We start from the raw sequence: 20,653 nt of genomic DNA on the forward strand, positions 1-20,653 counted from the left end.
CGCCGCACCGCAGGAACGAATCGATCCAATGAACGATCCCCTATCGGGCACTCCGCAGTCTGATTGACGGTGCGAACGCGCTCCGGAGATCCGATTGAATACGCACATGCCCCGGTCGATGTCTCCCTCTGAGCGACGTGCCGTATCAGCCGCCTGGTACCCCTCGCCGCAGGTGCAGCCTTGAACACGTCAGAAACGGCCGCCCTGATAGTCGCGTCGCTGCTAATCGTGGTCGGGCTGCTCCTCGCGATCTTTCACCTGCCCTTTTCGAGACGGGTCAAAAGTGAGCGCGAACGGCTGGGAGTCCACATTGGCTCTGAAAGCCATCCGACCATGATTCTCTGCGTAGGTCTCATATTTGTGGCCATCTCTGTCGTGATCCTGGTCGGCACGTTCACTGACGCGTTCTCCGGGTCACCTCGCGTCTAGGGCAGCCCAGTCACCGATCGTCTATCGGGACGCTGCCCCCAGATCGTGTTCGGCCCTATGGAACGTCTTCTTCAAATGCCAGGAGGGACCAGGGCTCCAGGCCGCGGGTCGCCAGGACCGCTTCAGGGAGCGCCCGGGGCGTGCCAAACTCGCGGGCTGCGTAGTCCAGCAGGTTCGTGCCGAAGACGATGACATCCGTCTGGACGACGGAGAAGACCGGGGCCCCTGGGCCGAACGGCGCGGCCGGCAGATAACGGTGGCCGTACAGAGGTACGAGCTGCGGCCATGTGGTGACCTGTTGCTTCACGACCTCGAAGCGCGCTTCGACGGAGTCGGGGCGTTGACCCCACGACGCCGGCCAGAAGACGTTGTTCTCGACATCGAACAAGACGCCCTCGAAAGGCGCTCGGATCGCATCGCGGACACGCTTGTCTGCCCTCGCCCGCCAGTCGTACCAGCCATCAGCCACGGGCAGCGCGAGGGCGAGGAGCTCGCGGTGATCGGGGGCAAAACGGACGCCGTATCGGCGTTCAGCACGACGCAACTCAGCCTCGGAAAGCCCTGCCTCGAGGGCGACACGTCGTTCTCGAAGGAGCTCGACGACCTCGGCAGCAGACACGTCGTCAGCATAGATGCGACCTGTTCGACAGACGATCCCCTATTGGGCGGTCACGTCCGTGTAAGGGTGGGGCTGCCGCGGAAAGGAATGATCATGGCCAGGACGACATGGGCAGAAGCACCGCACACCTTGCGGCGCGCCGTCGAGGATGCACTCGGCGCCGAGGTCACGGAGGCCGTCAGTCAAACCGGCGGCTTCTCCTCCGGGAGTGCTGATCGCCTAGTCCTTGCCGACGGCCGCCGTGTCTTCGCAAAGTCCGTCGAACGTGCCCGCAACGTCGGCACCTACGAGCTGCATCGGCGGGAAGCAGCAATCGTCCGGGACCTTCCCACGTCGGTGTCCGCACCCCGCCTTGTCGGGACCCTCGAGCAAGACGACTGGATCGTCGTGGCTTACGAGGACATCGACGGCCGCCAGCCAGGGGTGGACGACACCACGCTCGTCCTCGATGCGCTCGGAACGCTGCCCCGCATCGAGACGCCCTCGCAGTTGCCCCGACTCTCGGACGAGCTGACATCGGACGCTGCGAGCTGGAACCGTTTGACCACGTCGGGAGCAGTGAACGAACTCGATCCTTGGGTCGGTGCGCACATCGACCGGCTCCGCCACGTCGCCGCACAACTTCCCAGGGCAGCCGAGGGAGATCACCTCGTGCACCTGGACTGCCGTGCCGACAACCTCCTCATCGACGAAAGATCACGGGTGTGGCTGGTCGACTGGCCCTGGGCCAGTGTCGGAGCATCCTGGTTCGACTCGGTCACATACCTCCTCGATGTCTTGGTCAACGACGGGGACGCAGACGTCGAAAAGCATCTCGATCACCCTTCTCTCCGAGGTGTGCCGGCAGAGGCCGTCGATGCGGTCCTTGCTGGACTTGCTGGCTCATGGGTCGAGCAACTCCAGGTACCGGCACCCGAGGACATGCCGAACCTGAGGGACTTTCAGCGGCAGGAAGCCGATGCAGCTCTCCTATGGTTGAGGCGCCGCTGGGCTTGAGACGCGCCCGCAGCGCGATCCCTTACCGGACATTGCCTAGCGGCAGCCCGACGCTGCGCCTACCCTGATGACGTGCCCAAGGAGAGCTTTTGGCTGCAGCCCGGTCCGGCGAGCAGGTGTGCCAAGGCGGCGGTTGTATGGGGAGTGCTGGCCGCGCTCTTGCTCACACTCGCTGTCTTCGTGCTTGTTTCCGTGGGTGGAGTTTCATGGTGGAACCAGCTCGGCCTAGTCGCACCGCCCGTTCTGACGGCGGCTCTGGCACTCATCTACGGCGTCAGCTACCGAGCGCACCGTGCGCGGCAGTCGCGGGGCGAGTAGCAAGCCGTCTCGAGAGCCCATCGGCTATCGGGACGCAGCTTTTATGCCTCATGGTTGAATCGGGCTATGAACCTTCTCGAAGCCGGGGACCTCTCGCGATGAAGGGGCGTCAGCCATCAAACGCGAAGCCCGACGGTTCCATCGCTGCCGCCGGAAACGTCGTCATCTGCACGGGCATCGTGATCGCGATCCCCATCTACGTACTGACGACTGGCATGCAAGGTACTGACCTGCTCATAGCCGGCGCGGCCTTCGTCATGGGTATTGCGATGCTCGTTGGATTCGTTCGCACTCTGATGAAGCGCAGAGCAACCGCGCAAAAAGATGGCGGCGCCAACAAGCCAGAGAACGAACGCGAGCAGCTCTAGCTCGCGTCCGATAAACAATCCTTGGGTTCAGGTGGTCGTTGCAACACCACCGTGAATCGGAGTGCTGCAGATGGGATCGAGGCTGGAACAACGTGCCCGGGAGGCTTGGTTCTGGGAGCTACTCGGACAGGGCTTGAGCAGGCCGGCTGCTTGCGATGCTGTCGGCGTGCATCCGCGTCAGGGCTACCGATGGTTCAAAGCCGCTCAAGGGAAGAATCCGTTCGAGCGCGCCGCCCGGTCGGGCCGGTACTTGAGCGAGGAGGAACGGCTCAAGATCGCTGACCTCCACCTCGGCGGCGCAGGCGTCCGCCGGATCGCGGCCGAGCTCGGTCGGGCGCCCTCGACGATCAGTAGGGAGCTCACCCGGAACAGCTCACGCGGCGGCGCTTACCGCCCCTACGCCGCCCAGAAGCGATCCCGGGAACGGGCGCGGCGCCCGAAGCCCCGGAAGCTGGACCGGGTCGAGCTTGCCCTGCAGGTCGAGCTTCGGCTGGTGCGGAACTGGTCCCCGGAGCAGATCCGTGATGACCTGGTCAGGTCCTTCCCTGACCGGCCGGAGATGCACGTGTCCCACGAGACGATCTACCAAACCCTGTTCGTCCAGGGGCGCGGGCACCTGCGCGCTGACCTGCATAAACACCTCCGCACCGGCAGGGCGATCCGCCGACACCGGGGCGAGGCCAGGCGGGCGTCGTGGTCGAAGATCCGCGACATGGTCCTGATCAGCGAACGCCCTGCCGAGGTGGAAGACCGCGCCGTTCCCGGGCACTGGGAAGGAGACCTCATCGTCGGCACGAACGCCCGGAGCGCCATCGGAACGTTGGTTGAGCGGACCACCCGTTACGTGATGCTGCTGCACCTGCCAGACGGGCACAGCGCCGACGCCGTCCGCGACGCCATGATCCCCACGATCAAGACCCTGCCCGAACACCTGCGCCGGTCGTTGACCTGGGACCAGGGCACGGAGCTTGCCCGGCACAAAGACATCACCCTCGCCACTGACCTCGCTATCTACTTCTGCGACCCCCACAAGCCCTGGCAGCGCGGCTCGAACGAGAACACCAATGGGCTTCTCCGGCAGTACTTCCCGAAGTCCACCGACCTCACTGTTCACAGCCCGGAACGACTCCTCGAAGTCGCCACAGAACTCAACGGCAGACCCCGCAAAACCCTCGACTTCCGGACACCGGCAGAAGCGTTCCAGGAGCTACTCTCGGACCCGAAACAACCACCCGTTGCAACGACCCCCTGAAACCGCCATCCCCTATCGGGCGGGACGCATAGAGACCCAACCTTCAGCCTATGGTGCCTTTATGTCATCCCGAAGCAGCCAACGGATCTACCTTTTCTGCGCCGTCGGTTTTGCGGTTGGCATACTCCTGCTGGTTCTTGTGGATGGCGCAGCTCTCACCCTTGCAGCACTACCTCTTGGTCTCTCGATCGGTATCGCGCTGCGCACCTGGTGGACGCGCCACGGCTGGAATCCGGGCATCACCATCACGGAAGACGTAGCCGAAGGCGAAGTACTTAGAAACGAGGGCGACAGCGTCGACGGGACTACCCGAAAGCCAAGAGGCCGCTGAGCGATCGGCTATCGGGCATCCCCGGCGACGTCCTAGCCTGATCAAGTGATCAACCCGTCGACACCCGATACGGAACGCCGGTCTGTCTGGACGGTAGGACATCTCTACGCAGCAACCGTCTCCAGATATGAGGAGGTCGCGTTTCCACGTGTGTTCGGTGTCTACTCGACGGAGAAGCTGGCGAACGAGGCAGTTGAACGGGCTCGGCTCCAGCCCGGCTTTGACGGCCATCTTGGGCCGGTAGATTTCGACGAGGGCCTGACCGTGTTCCAGTACGACCTCGACGACGTCGTCTGGCGTGGCGGCTTCTTCTCCTATGACGCCGAGGGCCGAGAAGAATGAAGCTTTTCTCCGTCACACACCTCCGACCCCGCGGACAGCACACCGAATGGCCCTTGGTCGACCTCAAACAGATCGGCTACTTCACCTCGGAGACTGAAGCACGTCGCGCAATCAGGAGCCTCCGCCTCGATCCCGGCTTCCGACGGTTTCTCGACCAGTTCCGCATCGAAATCGTCGACGTGGACGTGGATCTGTACGAAACAGGCTTTAACCACGAGGCCGACCGAGGACTTGTGCCGGTCGACTGACGCCACTGCCGGGACCGCCCGAGGGCCGATCGTCTATCGGGACAGTGGGCGTGCACGATGGCGCGACCCGGATCACCCCTGTCGACGAGAGTCGTCGAGCTCTGCGAGGAACACGCGGTACGAGTCGTGGGCGAGGTCCAGACGCAGAGCGTCCGCAGGCGAGAACCACCTCACTTCGTCATGCTCCTCAGGAGCACAGTTCGTCGGATACCCCTCCCACTCCGTGATCAACCACAGATCAAGCACCATCCCACCCGGAACGTCAGGTCGTTCTCTCACCTGCATGTCTGGCGATCCCCTCACCACAGCCACGACACCGATCTCTTCCCGGAGCTCACGCACAAGCGCATCGGCCGCACGTTCACCAGGCTCGAGATGACCACCCGGGAAATCCCAACAGCTGGGGTACCAAGACTTGTCGGCACGCCTTCGCGCAAGGAGCAGGCCCCTCGGACCCGAAAGGGCCCCCACAGCAACGTGATGCGACATGACGTCGAGACTGCCATGCCCACCGTCCCCACACGGACGCCAAGAAGGGACGCGACACCACTGAGGCCGAACTGTCCCCTCAACGGATGCTTCGTCACGACAACTGGAGCACAGAGATCAACCCCTATCGTCTGAGGACGCGGGCCAGCTGCCAGCCCTAACGAGACGGCGATCCGCTCGAGGACGTTCGTAGCGAAGGAGGAGTACGAGCGCGAACCCCACGCCGGTGATTGCTGCGGCAACAGGGAGCCAGACTGGCAACAACAACTGAGGAACCATGAGCATCCGGACCAACAGCCACGTCACGAATCCACCGGTGATGGCCCCCATCACCAGGCGAAGACGCGGACGAGTGCGCCGAGGGTCCAACGCGCGGACCACGATAAGGCCCGCACAGGTTGCTCCCAACGCGAAAACAGCGCCGACGAGAGCCGTGACTGCTCCTACGAGAAGAAGAATGAGCCCGGGTTCGGGCGAGAGACCACCGCGCAGCGCCGCCGAAACGAGCCACGAAGCGATACCCAAGACGGCCCCCGACGAGGCCGCCTCACCGAGAAGCCAACCCCACGCTTGCCGCATCCGGGCCCTTGGACATCCGCCGAACATGAGCCAGGTTCATCACCCTACGTAACCTCAGTGAACCGCTGACCGATCCCCGAATCAGACGATGCGTACAGCGTCTCTGCGCGCTCTCGCGGCAAGAATTCCTGGGCGAAGTCGCGATCGTTCGGAGCCCAGACGTCGGTCCACAGCGCCTCGTGGCGTCGGCCTAGCTCCCTGTCGCGGGCCATGCCGCGGCCGACGGCGACGTCGAGCTCGACATCGCACCAGACCGTGACGTCGAGGGAAGGCAGGGCCTCAGGGTGGAAAAGGCCGATGAGATCGACGACGAGGATCTCGGCGCGAGGAACCGGCTCCGGAGCGCCGAGGGCCCCTACCGCCCAGTCATACCGTCGGAACTCGCCCTGCTGCTCGCCGCGGAAGGGCTCCAAGACACTCGAAACGAGACGTTGCCGATCCACTCCGTCCCAGTCCGCAGAGCGGAGGTGAGAGCGTGCAGGATCGAGAAAGTCGTCACCGCGCATCCTCACGGCGCCAGGCAGGGCCTCGACCATGCGGTGCGCAAGCGTGGACTTCCCTGACCCGCAGAAGCCCGAGATACCGACCACAATGGGGCAGCCCGCCGACCCGGCCCTGAGTGCGACATGCTCCACGACTTCGCCCTGATCCATGCAACGACCCTACGAGGTCGCCCCGGTGGTCGATCGTCTATCGGGACACCTTCATCCTGCCGGTCCGAGCTCGGCGCACCTGACCGAGTGTTCTGCTGCCAACATAAAGCCGCCGACGGGTACCGGCCCTTCGGACCTTCTCCAGTCCCATGCAGAAGCGCCGGCCGCTCGATGGGATGCGACCACAGCCCGGTCACGGTCCGCGAGCAGCTGACGCCCCTCTGGCGAGCGAGGTGGCATCAGTTCCGCGAGGCGGTAAAGAGCACGTTCATGCTCGACCTCTACGCCCGCCCGCGCGGCGGCAACCCGGGCCGTCGCTCCCCCCGATACCGCGAGGCGGCGCCGGTGACCCCGTGACCACATTGCCAATGCCGATCCCGCAAGCACGAGGAGCATCAACGACCACGTGCCGAGCCACGGCGCGATGTGCTCGTTGACTGCCGTGCCTTCATCGAACACACCGATGACCGCAGACGGCATCGACAGCGCCGCCGCCCCTCCGAGCAGGTATGGCGGCCGCGACCGATCTGCCGCCATGACCCCGATGAAAGCGCCGAGCAGCGCCACCCCAGCCCACGCAGCGGCCCAGATGTCGAGAGGATGCGGGATGGGGGCCGTAATGTTCGAGAACGGGACAGCCCGCGGCTGATACCTGCCACCACTCAGGTTTTCGAAGACCAAGAACGTTGCGAGGAGAGAGACGGCACCGGGAATACCTCGCACATTCAGCCAGCGGACCGAGCGAACGTCTCTGACTTTGTCCGCATCCCCTGGTTGGAGCCGCTGCTCAATGATCCTCGACGTCGTGGTCCCGTACTCGTCGATGACTCCAACAACACGCTGGGACAGATCCGGGTGCTCCGAGAGGACGCTCCGTTCGGCAGCCGCCGCCATCTCGTCCCTGCTACGGAATTTCGATCTCCGCAGCGGGGGCGATTCCTCGGGGACCGTCATGCGTCCATCATCCAGCACACACGCTCGCGAGATGGGACCACGTTCAAGCCATCGAGTAGGCCGGCAGGCGATCCCCTACCGGGCAGATCTTCTGGGTCTGCATCCGGTAAACCCTGGCTATGGCTCAAACTATGACCATGGGGAACACTGGGGACAATGCGTGGGCAGAACTTAGCGACCTCATCTCAGCATCACCCCTTGATGTCGCCGTTCTGCCACGGGACGCAAATGCGCGTACGGCGTCAGCGCTGGAACTTGGGCCGAGCTCATACCTTGGCGCCCTCGCTCGAGAAACATCGGGCCTGCTCATCGATCACGGCTGGTTACGAATCCTCGGCGGCAGCTCCTCAAATGGAGGGCTACCCGGTCTGGATCAAGCCAGCGCCGGCACACCAGGACTCCTCGTCGTTGCCTACGACGTACTCGGCGGAGCATTTGCCCTGGACGGCGGCGCATTCGGCAAAGGCGACGGCTCCGTCCACCACTTCTCAGTGGACAACCTGACCTGGGAAGACCTCGAAATCGGCCACGCGCAGTTCGTGACGACAATGCTCGCAGGGGCTATCACGAAGTTCTACGAGACGCTCCGATGGCCACGATGGCAAGACGACCTCGCCGCCTTGAACCTGGCCGACGGCTTGCATCTCTACCCTCCACCCTTCACCACAGAGGGAAAGGACGTCGCCACCGTCAGTAAGGGGACGGTACCGATGAGGGAACTCATCGGCGTACACAGCACCTTCATGGACCAGCTCGGATCCGGTCAAGGCGTCCCCGACCCATGGTCCGCGGCCACGTGACCGTTCCGACAGGCCATCCCCTACCGGGCGCCGTCCACGAGTCGGTTAAGTCGATCGACCAGTTGTGCCATTCGGGGCGGTCCGAGTCGAAGGACGAGCGACTCAGAGAACCAGCGCATCCAGACCGCCTCGACATCTTGGGTCGTGACGGCGCCGGCCTTAAGAAGAATGCGAACCAGGTCGATTGCCTCCATCTCGTACTCATCCGGCGGAGCACCCTCCGGCGAACCAGGCTCGAGACCATACGGGTCGACATCGCTGAGAACAGCCAAGACACCAGCGAGGGTCTGCCTGTAGGTGACTGTCCCCGCTCTCATGCCCCAATGATGCCTGGGCCGCCTCGACCGGTGACCGATCCCCTATCGGGCACTGCTTCGTGGGCTGGCTCCGTGGAGCAACGCAACGTGAAGCAGACGGTCCCTCCTGGGGTTGACGGATGCTCGAAGCCGGTACGTGCATCGCGGTATGGCACGCTGACCTGGTGCCTCCACTGCGCCCCGCCCGACCACGTGGACCCTTCTTCTTCCGACTACAGCGCTGGGGTCAACTGGCCGCGTATGTCTCTTGCATTGCCTTGGCGGCGTTCTTCATCGTCATCTCCGCATTCGCCGCGCATGATCGAGGTGAGCCCAAGATTTGGGGCACGTTCACGGAGGAGAGACGGGAATTGGCCGGCCGCCGTGGCGGTGACGTCATCATCGGCCGGTGGATTTCCGCTGACGCGCACGTAACGCTTGACGACGTCGTCTTGACAGGTTCCACCGGGCCGGACGGACACGCCTATGCCTACGCCCAGCCCACCGCCTACCTCGGCCCCAACGAAACAGTCAACGATGGCCAGTCCGAATGGGTGGGTTACGTCCTTCCACCGGTGTTCGCAGTGCTGTCGATCGCATTCCTTGTCCTTTTGCTCTGGGCCTGGGGCGACCTCGCTGCCGTGGCGTCTTGGCTCCGAGGGCTTCGACGGACTTAGCCTGCGTCACGGCGGTTGAGGACCCCACGGTTCGTCCTAGATGTCGATCCTCTATCGGACGGTCGAGAGCGCCGTACGGTGTGTACATGACCGAGGTACATCTCAGTGGCCACCTGATCTGCGGGACCGAGGAAGAGGCGCGGATCGTCAGCTTCCACCTGCCGACTCACGTCGAACTCACGCGAGCCGAAGTCGGCTGCCTCGCCTTTGATGTCACGCCGACTATTGACCCTCTGGTCTGGGTTGTTGCGGAGCGATTCGAGGATCAGCACGTCTTCGAGTTGCACCAACAACGAGTCGCAGGCAGTGACTGGGGTCGGGCCACGGTCGGGATCACACGCCGCTACTCGATTGTGGGCCTCTCCCACTGAGCCATCGCCTATCGGGCACCCCGTAACCCACTTGGTAGCTCTGCTTCCGCTAGAAAGAGTGATGCCTGTTCATCCCGTCCAGCGAGACTTCGACTTCACGAGCACCGTCGCTCCCGACGACTTGGCCCGCCGCGTCTCCGATCACTTTCACGGCGCCTCTCGCCAGGCCACGACCAACGGTCACGTCGGTAGCGTGAACCTAGGGTCTCGGCTTGCCTACCGACTCTTTGGCGCCCTCATGAAAGCTGGCAAGAAGCGGCTGCCCGTGATCGTGACCTGGTCGGTCACAGACGATGGTTCCGGTAGTCAGCTACACGTCTCGATGAAGAGCGACGAAGGCGACTACGCCTCTGCCACGCGATGGCACTATCAAGCGTACGAGGCGCGCTTTGCCCAACTCGAGAGAGATGTCCGACGCCGCTTTGCTTAGGGTGCTCCGTCCGGAACTCGTTGGCTTAACAGGCACTCATTCTTCGAGCTGAACACGACGGGGGCGCGTGTCGTCATCAGAACCGCACGGCCCAAAACACGGTCAGTACGGCTGATGCGGCAGCAGGCCAGTAGAGCCCTATTGCACGCATCTTTGTCCGAGCTACCAGCGCAGCGCCAAAGATGAGCAGCGTCAGAAGAGTCATCGTGATCAGGACCACCCTTGGGCGCCATAGCTCAGGAGGGGCGTCATCGGCGCTGATGTTGGGTGTCAGATCCAGCGAATACGGGAACCACATCCACGACGCGAACAACACGCCAAGAGTCCAGACGAGGCACCAGGACAGGGTCATGACGACAACCCAGGCGCTGGGCATCCCGATCGTCGACCTGCGGGAACTGGCTGCCTTGGCCACCGCCGCACTCCCCACCTCGATCGTCGTCTTGCCCACCCCTAAGAGTGGACTGTAGAGGCAATCCAGACGGCCGGACCACGATCCCCTATCGGGACGCCCATTCGAGATCTGCACGCATCGGCAAAAACGGAATGATGGGAGCACGGCGACGACGTCGAGACTTCACGCAAGCAAAGGAGCTGTCCAAGTGATCACGGGCGCCTACGTACTGGACTTCATCAATCTCGGCAACGACGCCATGGACGCGGATGACCTTGCTACCGCCGAGAAGTACTTTCGAGCCGCCGCAGCAGCGGGGAACGGCGACGCCCACTTCAATCTCGGCAACCTCCTCACGCAACAGGGCCAGCTCGAGGGCGCCGCAGAACAACTGAGCCGAGCCTGGGCCATGGGGGTGCTCGACGCAGCGCTGAACCTCGGACTCGTCCTCCAGACGCTCCACCGCAACGACGAAGCGGAGGCTGCCTTCAGAAACGGCTGGAAGGCCGGCGATGAAGGTGCCGGCCACGAACTCGCGTGGTCTCTGCACGAGAAGGGTGACAGGGATGCCGCTCGGCAGGTGTTTCGGAAGATGTCACGCGAGAAGAGCTACCTCGGTCGCCAGGCAGCCGGCGTCCTCGGCACATGGGCCGAGGTGAACGGGAAACGCAACAAGAAGACCCTCTAGCGGCTCAAACGTGGGTTGTGGGCCTACCAGGACGCCGCCCCGGCGCTTGCGGCCATCCTCACGGAACGGGGCGACTTCGAGAAGGCACGTGATCTGCTCGAAGAGCACATCGCCTACTCCCCTCGGGCATCGGTGCGCTTGGGCAATCTCCTGATGGATCACTTCAAAGATTGCCAAGGCGCAGAGGCAGCTTTCCTGATCGGCGTTGCTGCCGGCGATGCCCACGCCAAGGACAACCTGGACAAGCTACGAGCCTCGCCTAACGGCGCCGACTGACTCGAAGAATGTCCTGTCGCCGATCCTCTATCGGAACAATATTCGATGCCGGATCACGTCGTGGGACATGCTCGTCCTATGAGCAACGAAGAAGGACTGCCGCATGCTCGCGCCGTCGACGCAACTGCAGTGACTGAACACCCGACGCCATGGCTGCCGGCAAGAACCGTTCTCCTCAACCTCGTCTTGATCTTCGTCGGCGGTGGGCTCTTCTGGTTCCTCATCGACCGCTTCCAAGCGCCCCTGTGGCTTGCCCTTATCGCCTACGCCGTCATCTTCACAGTGGGATCACTCGCCATGCGCTTCATTCGAAACGCCCGAGTTGATCGCATTCATAAGTAAAGTCGATGGTCAAGCCACGCGATTCGGTGAGCGATCCCCTATCAGGCAGTCAGAAACGATCGTTCATGGAGCAATCAGAAGCATGCTCATCCATAAACCTGCTTGACCGACAATTTTCGTATGTCGATTAATTCTTGGGGCGAGTCGCTTGGGCCTGTCTTCTGATCAGTGTTGCCACCGGAGTCGCTGTACTCGGTCGAGCCATTGATGTCCATGGCTGGCGACACGGTGTCGTGGTGCATGATTGCCAACTAGGCCACAAGCCAAGGGGAGTCATGTCTCGACGCGTTCGACTTGTCGTTGCCCTGCTTGCCTTCGTGGCAAGCACCTTCGGACTGAGCGCGTGCAGTAGGGACACCTTCGAAGAGCGATTTGCCTCACAACTGCTCATTGCGAGTGACATTGGTCTTGACGACTCCGACTCCGTTGCTGCAGTTTCCGGCACGGGAGGCGGCCCAACGCCAACAACTCTGCAGTACTTCCTCGAAGGAACGGACGTGGGAGAAGAAGTAGCTCAGGGCCTCACCGATGCCGGGTTCACGGCAGACGACTCTCTCAACCAGGTCTGGGAACGAGAAAAGGGCGGCTTGCACCAATTAGTCGTTCTAACTCCTTACTCGTCCGGCGAATCCTTCGCGATCGAAAGAGGGACGTCAGATGAGCGCTACGTAGCAAGCGAGGACGGTATCCGCGTCACTATCGCGTAACCCGTTCTGGGGGCAGTAGCCCCCGTCCCAGCTTCCGTAGGGACAACGGGGAATTCGACCTCTGACTTATGGGCGCGTCCGGAAGCTGATCCCCTACCGGGCGATAGGCCGCACGGAACCAGCTCTTCACTCGTCGAGGGGAACCGAGGCATAAGCAAGCAAGCGCAGATAGCTGGAAAGCCTCAGAAGGAAGAGGAAGATGACTACCCCGATTGCAGCTCCACCGAGGAGTATCCACGCTTGCGTGGCGAAGGCCATGACAGTCATGAGTGCCGTCATCAGTCCGGTGCCGTATGCGCACAACAGGGCTATCTCGCGGGGAATCATGCCCCACACCCTCTGGTCCTCGAGGAGGGTGATGCTCACGGTTTTGTCCTTTGGTCGGGAAAGGTCAAGTCTGTCCCGACACTCGCTCGGGGGGCACCGATAGTCCGAATGACGATCGGCTGTTGGGACAGCTGCTCAGTCAGAGTCGGAACGCTCGTGTGGCGCTGCAAGGCCGTCTCGGCGCTCGAGAACACTACGAAGGGGCACGCCCCAGCGCGCTTTTACCCTCGGGTACGGCATGGAGCCAAGGCTGTCACGTCGGCCCCACCGCTTGCCGGCCCACTCGTCCCGATGTATCTCCACCAACAGCTGTGCCTCTAGCCATTGCGCTGCCAAATCAGCGAGAGCCTCAGGACCTAAAAAAGGCCCTCGACGGTAAGGTCACGGTCTGGATCGACGCCGTGAGCATCCCCGACGTAGGCGCGGTCGCCCCATGAACCGTGGAGCCATGGCGCCCGGTCATCTCGGTGGTGACACAACACCCACAGAGTCGTTATGAGCCCCGAGAGACCCGGAACACGAATTGAAACGGCTACCGGGTCGCCCATCGTCTCCACGGAGGTCTGCGACGGTTGAATGTCTGTTGTCCAGGTGCGTGCTGCTGCCCGGAGGCGTTGCAAGTAGGCGGTCGCAAAGGCGTCTTCCAAGAAGAACTCACCCTCGTCGAAGTAGTCGACCATCACAGCTCACCTGCCCCTCCGTGGACCACTTTGGCAGCAACGCCCCCTTCCGATGCCGCCGACACAAGCCAAAAGCTTTGTCCTTCAACCCAGTCTGGCCGGATGGCGATCCCCTATCGGGACAGGCGGAAATTCACGGTTGCCGGAGTGTCGTTCGAGCCGCCACCTGCAGGTCCTCACACCGTGCGAAGACCTGTGAGATGGGCTTCCAAGCCAGGTAATCCTGATCAGTGCAACGAAGATTAAGGCGCACGAGCGACCCCGCACCGAGATCCGCCACGGACCATGAGACCTTAATTGGATCACCACCTCGTTCCCGCGGGCGACGCCTCGACCATCTCCACGGCAGACCGCGGGTACGGCCTCTTGAGGCCTCTGTCGGCAGCAGATCTCGGTCCGGCTGCGGGAAAAGTTTTCCCAACCGACGTTCTGCTTGCCAGGCCGCATGCCCCGTCGAGATCTCGAGCGACGCCTCGACGCTGACGCCACGGGCAGGTGTGCTTCGGTACGACATCTGCGCGGCATGGCTCTCGATGTCCGTCATGGCTCGATCCAGTGCCTCCCTCACTGCAAGATCGGCCACGTGCGGGGCGACCCAGGAGGACATGAGCGCAGGGTCCCGACGCGTCGCGTTGTGAACGGCAGCAGAAAGCCATCGGCATTCGCGAACGGTCACCCGGAACCAAGACTCCTCATGCCCCGGTTCCTCGTCAGCCGCGGCGACGACAGCAGACCAGTCGAGATGGCGAGCTCGAACCAGATCCAGACGCCACAGTGGAGAAGTATCGCGAGGCGAACCTTGCTCGGCCAGAGCCTCCATGTCATTAGCGGCCGCCTCGGCCTCAAGGACTTCGAGCGGCATGACCGATGCGAACTCCCAGTCGTCCATTGCTTCGACTGTGTCCCGCAAGCATGCTGCGCACGCTGCTAGGTCCTGCCGAGAAAATGCAACCAAAAGGTCATCGGAGCGGTCGCCCACGTTCCGGCCAGGCGCAAAACCGCTCAGCATCTCCAGGGCTTCTTCACGACCGACGCTCCGCACGGCTCGAGCATTGCAGCAGAGCACACTAAGAGCCGCCGGCACGCCGTCACTGGCATGGCGGCGTAGCCGTGCTCGCAACAATGTGGCCGGTCGACGACCCCCTATCGGGCACCTCATCACCAACCGCGGCAGTCAGGCCTGATTCGAAGAGACGTCGCTCAATTAGAGTCGGCTCATGCTTCTCTGGCCTGGATCTCGACCGGAACTGCCACTGCCAGCTGGCACGGGTCCTGACCTCTACCGCTTAGCCCACCCGACGTACCCGGGGAAGACCGTCGGATGGTTGTCCGTCAGCCCCTACTGGGAATGGGACCTGGAGGGCCCTTGGTGGAAGCGCAGCTGGGGGTCACCGAGAGTCGTCGGGGACCTGTCCATTGATTACACCGAAGACACTCGCCTCATCTATCCCGATGACCCCGAGGTCTGGACATTTGTCAGCAGCGCCTGGCCGCTTGAGCCCGACGACTTGGCAATGCTCAAGGTAGGGACGTTCTTTTGGCACGACACGACCTTCAGGGCCGAGCTCGTCGACCCCAACGTCGAGAGCGAGACCTGGTCCGACCACTGGTACGTCCCCTGAGCCGGCAATGCTCGCTACTTCGACCCACTGCTAGCCGCTCAAACCAGGACGGCCGCGCGCAGCACGGACCCGGCAGACGATCGTCTATAGGGCACCCTTGGTCAGGGCCAACGCACTACTAGATGCAACATAGCCAGCATCAACTGCCCGAATCGCAGAAGAACTTTTCTGTGGAGTGGCGCTGCGCGCTCTAGCTCTCGGGCCGTCGGCCGCACGAACAACGCAGGAGGCACGCTGTTCCAGCACGTCTCTCGACCAGGGACCTGCTGCGCGTGGTCCTCCTCGTACTGGCACTCCCCACAGGCCACCGGCGCCTCGAGGGTCGAACCCCCGTGCTCTTCCCAGGGGTGCTCGCAGTCCGGGCATGACGTCTCTCGCAGCCGCCGCCGCACGGCACGGCCGGAAACGCCTGCGGGATTGCTCATGGAGCGAGTATGCCCGTCTCGCGATGCGCCCTGGAGCCGATCGGCTATCGGGCAGTCAACGGTCGGTTGCCGTAGCGCTCAGGTCCTTGGCTGATGCGAGGTCCTGCAGGGCAGCGAGGTGCCCGTCGATTGCGACCCGGCCCGCGGGTGTGAGCGAGATGCGGGTGGTTCGACGCGCGTCGCGCCTGGTCGTGGAAGCTTCTTTTGTCGTGCTCATGTATCCGAGTTCCGTGAGCGCGCGGACGGTCTTGGACAGGTTCGCGTCGCTCAGCCCGAGAGTCATGGCGAGGACCGAGAAATCGATGTGGTCGACGGGGCGGAGAAGAGCGCACAGGCGGAGCCTCGTTGGAGCATGGATCGATTCGTCAAATTGTGCGCTAGACGCCACGCCGTAGCTCCTGGCCGTAGAAGTGGTCGTAGACGTATCCGCCCGGGAACATGGTGAGGAAGCTCACCGCGCCGGCCGTCAACGCCCAGGCAGTCGAGTCCGCATGCACGGCGAGGCCGGAAACGAAAACCATCGTGAGCACCACGATGCCCATCACGACGAGGACGATCAACGATCTGGGGCCAGGAACCCTATTGGTGGAGATTCCCGTCGTGAGCACGAAGGCCCGCTCGAGGCCGACGAGCCCGAGGCAAGCGAAAGCTATGACAACGAAGACCCACACGCCTCCAGCAAGGGGAGCCAGGGCTATCGCCGCCGTGAACAGCGCCAGCCCCGGGTAATACCAGCGTGGTGAACGCGTCCTTCGCGCCAGTTCGAGCCTGTCACCCTCGAGACCCCGCAGGGCATCGCGAGCAGAGGCAGGACTCTGACCATGATTGCTTTCCATGTGGACAAGCTATTCACTTAACCACGTGGAAAGCAAGGGTCTGCTTGCGGACCCCCTTGACGCTCTGCCACTTGCCCCCTGACCGATCCTTCACCGGGCACTAGATGCTCGGCCGACATACGGCTACGTTGCGAGGGCAGCCCAGACCCCCGCTGTGAATGGCGGGGTTCCTGGGTTCGCCCGGGTTCCCCGTCATGGATCCCCTATCGGGCATGCAGAAACGATCGTTTGTGACTAGCGCCGACGAACACCACGAGCGGGCCCTGGCCAGATCAGAACCGCTCCCCAACTGAAGATCGCCTTGGTCGGGGAGCAGCCCTTGCTGTCGTACAGCGAACGGGTCAGGCCCGGAGGTCCTTGAGCCACTGCTCGACCGTGCGCGGGCTCAGCCCGAGCTGCTGCTGTGCGCTCGTGGCAGGGTCGATGAGCTCGGAGGGCAGGGTGGCCCGCCACCGGTACGAGGCCACGACAGGGTCCGCTCCGGCTGAGCCGAAGAGGGGCTCGATGACGCGGCCGAAGTCGTCGACGTCCTGCGCCTCGAACCGCACGCTCGTGCCCGAGGCTGCGGCGAAGCCAGCCGCGAGGTCGGAGCCCACGAGGCCGGGCAGCGCACCGACCCCGACGACACCGGTCACGGAGCCGTCCTGCAGCAGTCGCGCGACGACGTCGGCCACGTCGAGGTGCGAGCTCCACGACACGGCGTAGTCGTCACGGATCGGGTAGCGGAGGACGCCCTCCTGCTCCACGCCCGCGGCGACCGGCGGCAGCAGCAGGTTCTCGAGGAAGAGGCGCGGGGCCGCGACGGCGACGGAGACCCCGGTCGCCCGCAGACCGGCAGTGAGGAAGCCGACGGGACTCTCAGCCGCACCGTCGCCCTCCGTCGGGTACCCGCTGGTCGAGACGACCACCCGGGCCGGCCGTGCCTGCTCGACGGCTGCGACGACCGTCCGGGCATGCGCGAGCTGCTGGGCGGCGTCGCCGACCGGAAGGTGCACGAAGACGCCGTCGACGCCCGCGTAGGCCGCCGCGAGGGACGCGACCGACATCAGGTCGACGGCGACGGGCGCGCCGCCTCCCTCATAGGCGGACGGGTCGCGGACCGCCGCGGTGACGGCGGCGCCGGAAGCGAGAAGGGATGCGACGACGGGGGAGCCCTGGGCGCCAGTAGCGCCGTGGATGAGATAGGTCATGAAGCTATCAATGCATCTGGTGCACCATTTACGTCAACTGCACCAATGGCGTACTGTCCATGTTCATGGCTTTCTGTGGGGAGATCTGGCCCGAGTGCGGCATCGCGAAGTTCCTGACACTGCTCGACGGCCCCTGGGCAACGCTCATCGTGCGAGAGCTCCTCGAGGGCCCGGCTCGTTTCACCGAGCTAAAGGAGGCGCTGCCCGGCATCAGTGCGCACACCCTCACCAACCGCCTCCGGAAGTTCGAGACGTCGGGCCTCGTCACCAGGACGGCGTACTCCGAGATCCCGCCGCGCGTCGTCTACGAGCTCACCCCGACGGGGCAGGGGCTCCGGCCCGTGCTTGAGTCGATGAACGCCTGGGCGCTGTCCGTCCCGCCGACACCCGACGCAGAGATCGAGGTGGTTCCTCGGTAGAGGATCGGCTATCGAGACGGTTCTGCCGCGTTCTGTCTGTTCACAAACCGACCGGCCGGTCGGTTTGCCTGTTATGGTGTGGTCATGGATCGCCGCGCACTCGTCCTTGCCGCCGCCCGCGAGCTCGCGCTCGCACGCGGGGTCATTCCGTCGTTAAACGAGACCGCCGCCGCGGCGGGCGTATCCAAGGGCGGGTTGGTGCACCACTTCCCGACGCGTGCGGCGCTGGTGCAGGGGCTGGCGATGGCAGCGCTCGAGGAGGTCGACACGGCCATGACCGCAGCGGCGGGCGAGGGGAGTGCGGCGGAGACCTGGTTGCGCATGTCGGTCCCCACGGGGGAGGACGTCGCGGTCTTCCGAGCGATGGCCATTGCGCACCGGGCGGTCGAGGCGCCGGGTGATGCGGTGGCGACTGCATCCCAGGAGGCCATAGCCCGATGGGAGGCGATGATCCGCGACGAGGTGGGTGACGCCGGCCGCGCACGGGTGATCCGGCTTGTCGGCGACGGCTTGTTCGCCAACGTCATCGCCGGCATCGAGCCGGCACCCACGGCCGCGGAGCTCGACGCTCTCCTCGGTTCTCTCTTGCCCGCGGGTGGGAGGGGCGGGCGGTGACCGCGCAGCTGCTGCTGGCGATCGCGGGCCTCGCTGCGCTTGACTCGCTGAACCCGGCCACGATCGTCGCGGTGACCTTGATCCTTCTCGCCGCCCCGCGGCGTCCCGCGCTCATGGCACTCGTCACGGTGCTTGGGGCGGCACTCACCGTGTTCGCGGTCGGCGCCGCGCTCTTCCTCGGCGCGGGCGCGGCAGCTGGTGCCGTCGACGGGATTGTGCAGGGTATCCGCTACGTCGCCTTCGCCGCCGCGGGCGTCGTCCTGGTCCGCTCCGGGATACGACGCTTCCACACGCGACCCAGGAAGCCGATCGGGTTGCCATCGTGGTTCACACCCTGGACTGCGCTCCCGTTCGGGGCGCTGCTAACCGGGGCCGACCTACCGAATGCGTTCCCGTACTTCATTGCGATCGAGCGCCTCCTAGACGCGCAGGTCACGCCAGCGGAGGGCCTGCTCGTCCTCGCCGGGTACGCGGTGGTCTACTGCGTCCCGTGCCTCGTATTGCTCTTGGTGGGAAGCCTCGCGCGCCGTCGGACGCGTGCGCTGCTCATGCGTGTCACCGCCCGATTCGGTACCGGCGAGGTGAAGGCGTCCCCCTTCGTCGCGGTCGTGTTGATCCTGCTCGGCGCATTGGTCGCGTCGCTGCCGTTCTGGCTCCTGCGCTGACCGACGTCGAGCAGTGGTCCGGCGGAATCTCCTCGTGTGCGCGCTTGGCTCGTTCACGACGATCATTGGCATGACCCTGATTCTGCCGATCCTTCCTCTCTACGTCCGAGACCTTGGCGTTGGGGATCCGGCCGCGGTAACTCTCTGGTCCGGCATCGCCTACGCCGCGACGTTTCTGACCGCGGCCTTGACAGCACCGCTGTGGGGTTATCTCGGGGACCACTTCGGCCGGAAACCGATGCTGATCCGCGCGAGCCTCGTCATGGCGATCGCGATGTCGCTCATCGGGGTCGCCCAAGACGTCACTCAACTCGTACTGCTGCGGCTGCTGGTCGGCCTCCTCGGCGGCTACGCCTCCGGACCAACCATCCTCGTCGCCGCTCAGACCCCTAAAGGCCGCTCCGCTTGGGCGCTGGGCACCCTCTCCTCCGCCATCATGGCCGGCACCATCGCAGGGCCTCTGATCGGTGGAACCCTCGCGCAGACAATTGGCATTCAAGGGCGTTCCTCGCAACCGGCAAACCAACACGCTCGGCTCGCAGTCGAGTGGGCGGGACAGGGTTTTGGTGTGGCGCTTGATTGCGTGGGTACGGCGAATCTCGGCCCTCATCGCGAGAGCCAGCTCGCTGGGAACTCACTAGTCCTGCCCCGTATGGGTGAGATCAGACGGGTTTAATTGCGCCCATGGCCTCGTCGAGCAGCCTTCCAAAGGATCGGCCACGGTCCGTGGTGATCCATACATCCTTCGCGGCGATCACGCAGGTCAGGGCCGCGCCGGCGATCACCGTCGGGCGCGGGTCGGTGACCGCTAAACGGCCCAGGCGCATCCGTACGATTTCGGCGAGATCGCCCTGGACCCGCGAGATACGCTCGAGCTCGCCCGCACTCAGAGCCGGGTTGTCATGGATGATCTTTTCGATCGCGAGGGCGCGTTCAGCGAGTGTCTCGTCCTCGAAGTGCTCGACGACGACGTCGAATGCCCGCCGTAGCGATTCCCACACCGGCTCGTCGACGGGCCGTGCACCGAGTGCCTGGGCGAGCATCTGCGACCACGCGTCGTACTTGCCCAGCATGACGTCCTCTTTCGAGGTGAAGTAGCGAAAGAACGTTCGCCTGGAGATGCCGGCAGCCGAGACCAGGTCATCGATTGTTGTCTGCTCGTATCCCCTAACCGCGAACAGATCCTGGGCCAGCATCGCCAACTCGGTTTGCATGGCTCGTCGAGCTCTTTCACGCACCGGGATAGGAGTGGACTCGCTCACATGTGCCAGCTTACAAGGCAACGGGCATAGGTGGCACTCAGTGGCACATGTGC

30 protein-coding genes are annotated in these 20,653 nt (G+C 64.0%); 18 read left to right on the plus strand and 12 right to left on the minus strand.

Annotated features, from left to right (window positions below; translation table 11 throughout):
- Positions 1-484: 484 nt before the first annotated feature.
- Positions 485-1,048, minus strand: a complete 564-nt coding sequence (locus tag OVA02_RS17450) for a hypothetical protein (RefSeq protein WP_056044652.1) — start codon at positions 1,046-1,048, stop codon at positions 485-487.
- Positions 1,049-1,141: 93 nt separating this feature from the next.
- Between OVA02_RS17450 and OVA02_RS17455 the strand changes: the two genes are divergently transcribed.
- The 6 genes from OVA02_RS17455 to OVA02_RS17480 all read left to right on the plus strand — a co-directional run bounded on the left by OVA02_RS17455 (position 1,142) and on the right by OVA02_RS17480 (position 4,903).
- Positions 1,142-2,044: a phosphotransferase gene (locus OVA02_RS17455; RefSeq protein ID WP_157485250.1), complete on the plus strand. Its 903-nt coding sequence runs from the start codon at positions 1,142-1,144 to the stop codon at positions 2,042-2,044.
- Positions 2,045-2,460: 416 nt separating this feature from the next.
- A complete protein-coding gene (locus tag OVA02_RS17460) occupies positions 2,461-2,730 on the plus strand; it encodes a hypothetical protein (protein ID WP_157485252.1) in 270 nt (89 codons plus the stop codon).
- A 70-nt stretch (positions 2,731-2,800) separates the two neighbouring features.
- Entirely contained in the window at positions 2,801-3,982 is a 1,182-nt protein-coding gene (locus tag OVA02_RS17465; protein WP_056050004.1) for an IS30 family transposase, read from the plus strand.
- 61 nt (positions 3,983-4,043) lie between these two features.
- Positions 4,044-4,313 carry a hypothetical protein gene (locus OVA02_RS17470; RefSeq protein WP_157485578.1) on the plus strand — a complete coding sequence of 90 codons (270 nt, stop codon included), beginning with the start codon at positions 4,044-4,046 and terminating at the stop codon, positions 4,311-4,313.
- A 45-nt stretch (positions 4,314-4,358) separates the two neighbouring features.
- On the plus strand, positions 4,359-4,655 hold the full coding sequence (locus tag OVA02_RS17475) for a hypothetical protein (RefSeq protein ID WP_157485577.1): 297 nt from the start codon (positions 4,359-4,361) through the stop codon (positions 4,653-4,655).
- Complete coding sequence (locus OVA02_RS17480; protein WP_056049947.1) at positions 4,652-4,903, plus strand: hypothetical protein; 252 nt, start codon at positions 4,652-4,654, stop codon at positions 4,901-4,903. Before OVA02_RS17475 ends, OVA02_RS17480 begins: the two co-directional genes overlap by 4 nt.
- Before the next feature lie 72 nt (positions 4,904-4,975).
- Here the strand turns inward: OVA02_RS17480 and OVA02_RS17485 are convergent, their stop codons facing one another.
- The 3 genes from OVA02_RS17485 to OVA02_RS17495 form a co-directional block, all read right to left on the minus strand.
- A complete protein-coding gene (locus tag OVA02_RS17485) occupies positions 4,976-5,392 on the minus strand; it encodes an NUDIX domain-containing protein (RefSeq protein ID WP_082460662.1) in 417 nt (138 codons plus the stop codon).
- A 623-nt stretch (positions 5,393-6,015) separates the two neighbouring features.
- Positions 6,016-6,624, minus strand: a complete 609-nt coding sequence (locus OVA02_RS17490) for a uridine kinase family protein (RefSeq protein WP_056049945.1) — start codon at positions 6,622-6,624, stop codon at positions 6,016-6,018.
- Between the two features lie 51 nt (positions 6,625-6,675).
- On the minus strand, positions 6,676-7,578 hold the full coding sequence (locus tag OVA02_RS17495; protein WP_157485576.1) for a hypothetical protein: 903 nt from the start codon (positions 7,576-7,578) through the stop codon (positions 6,676-6,678).
- Between the two features lie 137 nt (positions 7,579-7,715).
- Between OVA02_RS17495 and OVA02_RS17500 the strand changes: the two genes are divergently transcribed.
- From OVA02_RS17500 to OVA02_RS17510, 3 genes are all read left to right on the plus strand, one after another.
- Positions 7,716-8,378 (plus strand): DUF2625 family protein, encoded by a 663-nt coding sequence (locus tag OVA02_RS17500; protein WP_267658932.1) that lies wholly within the window; start codon positions 7,716-7,718, stop codon positions 8,376-8,378.
- 574 nt (positions 8,379-8,952) lie between these two features.
- A complete protein-coding gene (locus OVA02_RS17505) occupies positions 8,953-9,351 on the plus strand; it encodes a hypothetical protein (protein ID WP_159825157.1) in 399 nt (132 codons plus the stop codon).
- Positions 9,352-9,437: 86 nt separating this feature from the next.
- On the plus strand, positions 9,438-9,722 hold the full coding sequence (locus tag OVA02_RS17510) for a putative quinol monooxygenase (protein ID WP_056049953.1): 285 nt from the start codon (positions 9,438-9,440) through the stop codon (positions 9,720-9,722).
- Between the two features lie 506 nt (positions 9,723-10,228).
- Here the strand turns inward: OVA02_RS17510 and OVA02_RS17515 are convergent.
- Complete coding sequence (locus OVA02_RS17515; protein ID WP_157485575.1) at positions 10,229-10,603, minus strand: hypothetical protein; 375 nt, start codon at positions 10,601-10,603, stop codon at positions 10,229-10,231.
- 151 nt (positions 10,604-10,754) lie between these two features.
- On the opposite strand from OVA02_RS17515, the gene OVA02_RS17520 reads away from it, so the two are divergent.
- The 4 genes from OVA02_RS17520 to OVA02_RS17535 all read left to right on the plus strand — a co-directional run bounded on the left by OVA02_RS17520 (position 10,755) and on the right by OVA02_RS17535 (position 12,559).
- Complete coding sequence (locus OVA02_RS17520) at positions 10,755-11,234, plus strand: tetratricopeptide repeat protein (protein ID WP_056049938.1); 480 nt, start codon at positions 10,755-10,757, stop codon at positions 11,232-11,234.
- Between the two features lie 15 nt (positions 11,235-11,249).
- Positions 11,250-11,510 carry a hypothetical protein gene (locus OVA02_RS17525; RefSeq protein ID WP_056049935.1) on the plus strand — a complete coding sequence of 87 codons (261 nt, stop codon included), beginning with the start codon at positions 11,250-11,252 and terminating at the stop codon, positions 11,508-11,510.
- A 78-nt stretch (positions 11,511-11,588) separates the two neighbouring features.
- Positions 11,589-11,852 (plus strand): hypothetical protein, encoded by a 264-nt coding sequence (locus tag OVA02_RS17530; protein ID WP_157485574.1) that lies wholly within the window; start codon positions 11,589-11,591, stop codon positions 11,850-11,852.
- A 317-nt stretch (positions 11,853-12,169) separates the two neighbouring features.
- Positions 12,170-12,559: a hypothetical protein gene (locus OVA02_RS17535; RefSeq protein WP_267658933.1), complete on the plus strand. Its 390-nt coding sequence runs from the start codon at positions 12,170-12,172 to the stop codon at positions 12,557-12,559.
- 126 nt (positions 12,560-12,685) lie between these two features.
- On the opposite strand, the gene OVA02_RS17540 is transcribed toward OVA02_RS17535, so the two are convergent.
- The 3 genes from OVA02_RS17540 to OVA02_RS17550 all read right to left on the minus strand — a co-directional run bounded on the left by OVA02_RS17540 (position 12,686) and on the right by OVA02_RS17550 (position 14,455).
- Positions 12,686-12,925: a hypothetical protein gene (locus OVA02_RS17540; protein ID WP_056049929.1), complete on the minus strand. Its 240-nt coding sequence runs from the start codon at positions 12,923-12,925 to the stop codon at positions 12,686-12,688.
- A gap of 317 nt (positions 12,926-13,242) precedes the next feature.
- Positions 13,243-13,566 carry a hypothetical protein gene (locus OVA02_RS17545; RefSeq protein ID WP_157485573.1) on the minus strand — a complete coding sequence of 108 codons (324 nt, stop codon included), beginning with the start codon at positions 13,564-13,566 and terminating at the stop codon, positions 13,243-13,245.
- A 133-nt stretch (positions 13,567-13,699) separates the two neighbouring features.
- The gene (locus tag OVA02_RS17550) at positions 13,700-14,455 is read right to left on the minus strand and encodes a hypothetical protein (protein WP_157485572.1); all 756 of its coding nucleotides are present in this window, start codon (positions 14,453-14,455) and stop codon (positions 13,700-13,702) included.
- 328 nt (positions 14,456-14,783) lie between these two features.
- Between OVA02_RS17550 and OVA02_RS17555 the strand changes: the two genes are divergently transcribed.
- Positions 14,784-15,188 carry a hypothetical protein gene (locus OVA02_RS17555; protein WP_157485571.1) on the plus strand — a complete coding sequence of 135 codons (405 nt, stop codon included), beginning with the start codon at positions 14,784-14,786 and terminating at the stop codon, positions 15,186-15,188.
- A 480-nt stretch (positions 15,189-15,668) separates the two neighbouring features.
- On the opposite strand, the gene OVA02_RS17560 is transcribed toward OVA02_RS17555, so the two are convergent.
- The 3 genes from OVA02_RS17560 to OVA02_RS17570 all read right to left on the minus strand — a co-directional run bounded on the left by OVA02_RS17560 (position 15,669) and on the right by OVA02_RS17570 (position 17,639).
- A complete protein-coding gene (locus tag OVA02_RS17560; RefSeq protein WP_056049920.1) occupies positions 15,669-16,001 on the minus strand; it encodes a transcriptional regulator in 333 nt (110 codons plus the stop codon).
- Complete coding sequence (locus OVA02_RS17565; RefSeq protein ID WP_082460660.1) at positions 15,991-16,449, minus strand: hypothetical protein; 459 nt, start codon at positions 16,447-16,449, stop codon at positions 15,991-15,993. The genes OVA02_RS17560 and OVA02_RS17565 overlap by 11 nt, the downstream gene beginning before the upstream one ends.
- 341 nt (positions 16,450-16,790) lie before the next feature.
- On the minus strand, positions 16,791-17,639 hold the full coding sequence (locus tag OVA02_RS17570; RefSeq protein ID WP_043595604.1) for an SDR family oxidoreductase: 849 nt from the start codon (positions 17,637-17,639) through the stop codon (positions 16,791-16,793).
- A 65-nt stretch (positions 17,640-17,704) separates the two neighbouring features.
- Between OVA02_RS17570 and OVA02_RS17575 the strand changes: the two genes are divergently transcribed.
- The 4 genes from OVA02_RS17575 (at position 17,705) to OVA02_RS17590 (ending at position 20,014) form a co-directional block, all read left to right on the plus strand.
- On the plus strand, positions 17,705-18,058 hold the full coding sequence (locus OVA02_RS17575) for a winged helix-turn-helix transcriptional regulator (protein WP_043595645.1): 354 nt from the start codon (positions 17,705-17,707) through the stop codon (positions 18,056-18,058).
- Positions 18,059-18,142: 84 nt separating this feature from the next.
- Positions 18,143-18,673: a TetR/AcrR family transcriptional regulator gene (locus OVA02_RS17580; RefSeq protein ID WP_157485535.1), complete on the plus strand. Its 531-nt coding sequence runs from the start codon at positions 18,143-18,145 to the stop codon at positions 18,671-18,673.
- Positions 18,670-19,338: a GAP family protein gene (locus tag OVA02_RS17585; protein WP_043595608.1), complete on the plus strand. Its 669-nt coding sequence runs from the start codon at positions 18,670-18,672 to the stop codon at positions 19,336-19,338. The genes OVA02_RS17580 and OVA02_RS17585 overlap by 4 nt, the downstream gene beginning before the upstream one ends.
- Positions 19,339-19,372: 34 nt before the next feature.
- A complete protein-coding gene (locus tag OVA02_RS17590) occupies positions 19,373-20,014 on the plus strand; it encodes an MFS transporter (RefSeq protein ID WP_255349709.1) in 642 nt (213 codons plus the stop codon).
- Here the strand turns inward: OVA02_RS17590 and OVA02_RS17595 are convergent.
- On the minus strand, positions 20,001-20,600 hold the full coding sequence (locus OVA02_RS17595) for a TetR family transcriptional regulator (protein ID WP_157485537.1): 600 nt from the start codon (positions 20,598-20,600) through the stop codon (positions 20,001-20,003). The two genes, OVA02_RS17590 and OVA02_RS17595, sit on opposite strands and share 14 nt — an antisense overlap.
- Between the last annotated feature and the right edge of the window lie 53 nt (positions 20,601-20,653).

The organism is Frigoribacterium sp. SL97 (assembly GCF_026625765.1).
Lineage (GTDB): Bacteria > Actinomycetota > Actinomycetes > Actinomycetales > Microbacteriaceae > Frigoribacterium.

What these genes read in the sequence shown, in the direction of transcription:
- OVA02_RS17455 (WP_157485250.1), top strand. Translation starts at nt 1,142, where the DNA reads ATGGCCAGGACGACATGGGCAGAAGCACCGCACACCTTGCGGCGCGCC.
- OVA02_RS17460 (WP_157485252.1), top strand. Translation starts at nt 2,461, where the DNA reads ATGAAGGGGCGTCAGCCATCAAACGCGAAGCCCGACGGTTCCATCGCT.
- OVA02_RS17465 (WP_056050004.1), top strand. Translation starts at nt 2,801, where the DNA reads ATGGGATCGAGGCTGGAACAACGTGCCCGGGAGGCTTGGTTCTGGGAG.
- OVA02_RS17470 (WP_157485578.1), top strand. Translation starts at nt 4,044, where the DNA reads ATGTCATCCCGAAGCAGCCAACGGATCTACCTTTTCTGCGCCGTCGGT.
- OVA02_RS17480 (WP_056049947.1), top strand. Translation starts at nt 4,652, where the DNA reads ATGAAGCTTTTCTCCGTCACACACCTCCGACCCCGCGGACAGCACACC.
- OVA02_RS17485 (WP_082460662.1), bottom strand. Translation starts at nt 5,392, where the DNA reads ATGTCGCATCACGTTGCTGTGGGGGCCCTTTCGGGTCCGAGGGGCCTG.
- OVA02_RS17490 (WP_056049945.1), bottom strand. Translation starts at nt 6,624, where the DNA reads ATGGATCAGGGCGAAGTCGTGGAGCATGTCGCACTCAGGGCCGGGTCG.
- OVA02_RS17495 (WP_157485576.1), bottom strand. Translation starts at nt 7,578, where the DNA reads ATGACGGTCCCCGAGGAATCGCCCCCGCTGCGGAGATCGAAATTCCGT.
- OVA02_RS17500 (WP_267658932.1), top strand. Translation starts at nt 7,716, where the DNA reads ATGGGGAACACTGGGGACAATGCGTGGGCAGAACTTAGCGACCTCATC.
- OVA02_RS17510 (WP_056049953.1), top strand. Translation starts at nt 9,438, where the DNA reads ATGACCGAGGTACATCTCAGTGGCCACCTGATCTGCGGGACCGAGGAA.
- OVA02_RS17530 (WP_157485574.1), top strand. Translation starts at nt 11,589, where the DNA reads ATGAGCAACGAAGAAGGACTGCCGCATGCTCGCGCCGTCGACGCAACT.
- OVA02_RS17545 (WP_157485573.1), bottom strand. Translation starts at nt 13,566, where the DNA reads ATGGTCGACTACTTCGACGAGGGTGAGTTCTTCTTGGAAGACGCCTTT.
- OVA02_RS17550 (WP_157485572.1), bottom strand. Translation starts at nt 14,455, where the DNA reads ATGGACGACTGGGAGTTCGCATCGGTCATGCCGCTCGAAGTCCTTGAG.
- OVA02_RS17555 (WP_157485571.1), top strand. Translation starts at nt 14,784, where the DNA reads ATGCTTCTCTGGCCTGGATCTCGACCGGAACTGCCACTGCCAGCTGGC.
- OVA02_RS17565 (WP_082460660.1), bottom strand. Translation starts at nt 16,449, where the DNA reads ATGGAAAGCAATCATGGTCAGAGTCCTGCCTCTGCTCGCGATGCCCTG.
- OVA02_RS17570 (WP_043595604.1), bottom strand. Translation starts at nt 17,639, where the DNA reads ATGACCTATCTCATCCACGGCGCTACTGGCGCCCAGGGCTCCCCCGTC.
- OVA02_RS17575 (WP_043595645.1), top strand. Translation starts at nt 17,705, where the DNA reads ATGGCTTTCTGTGGGGAGATCTGGCCCGAGTGCGGCATCGCGAAGTTC.
- OVA02_RS17580 (WP_157485535.1), top strand. Translation starts at nt 18,143, where the DNA reads ATGGATCGCCGCGCACTCGTCCTTGCCGCCGCCCGCGAGCTCGCGCTC.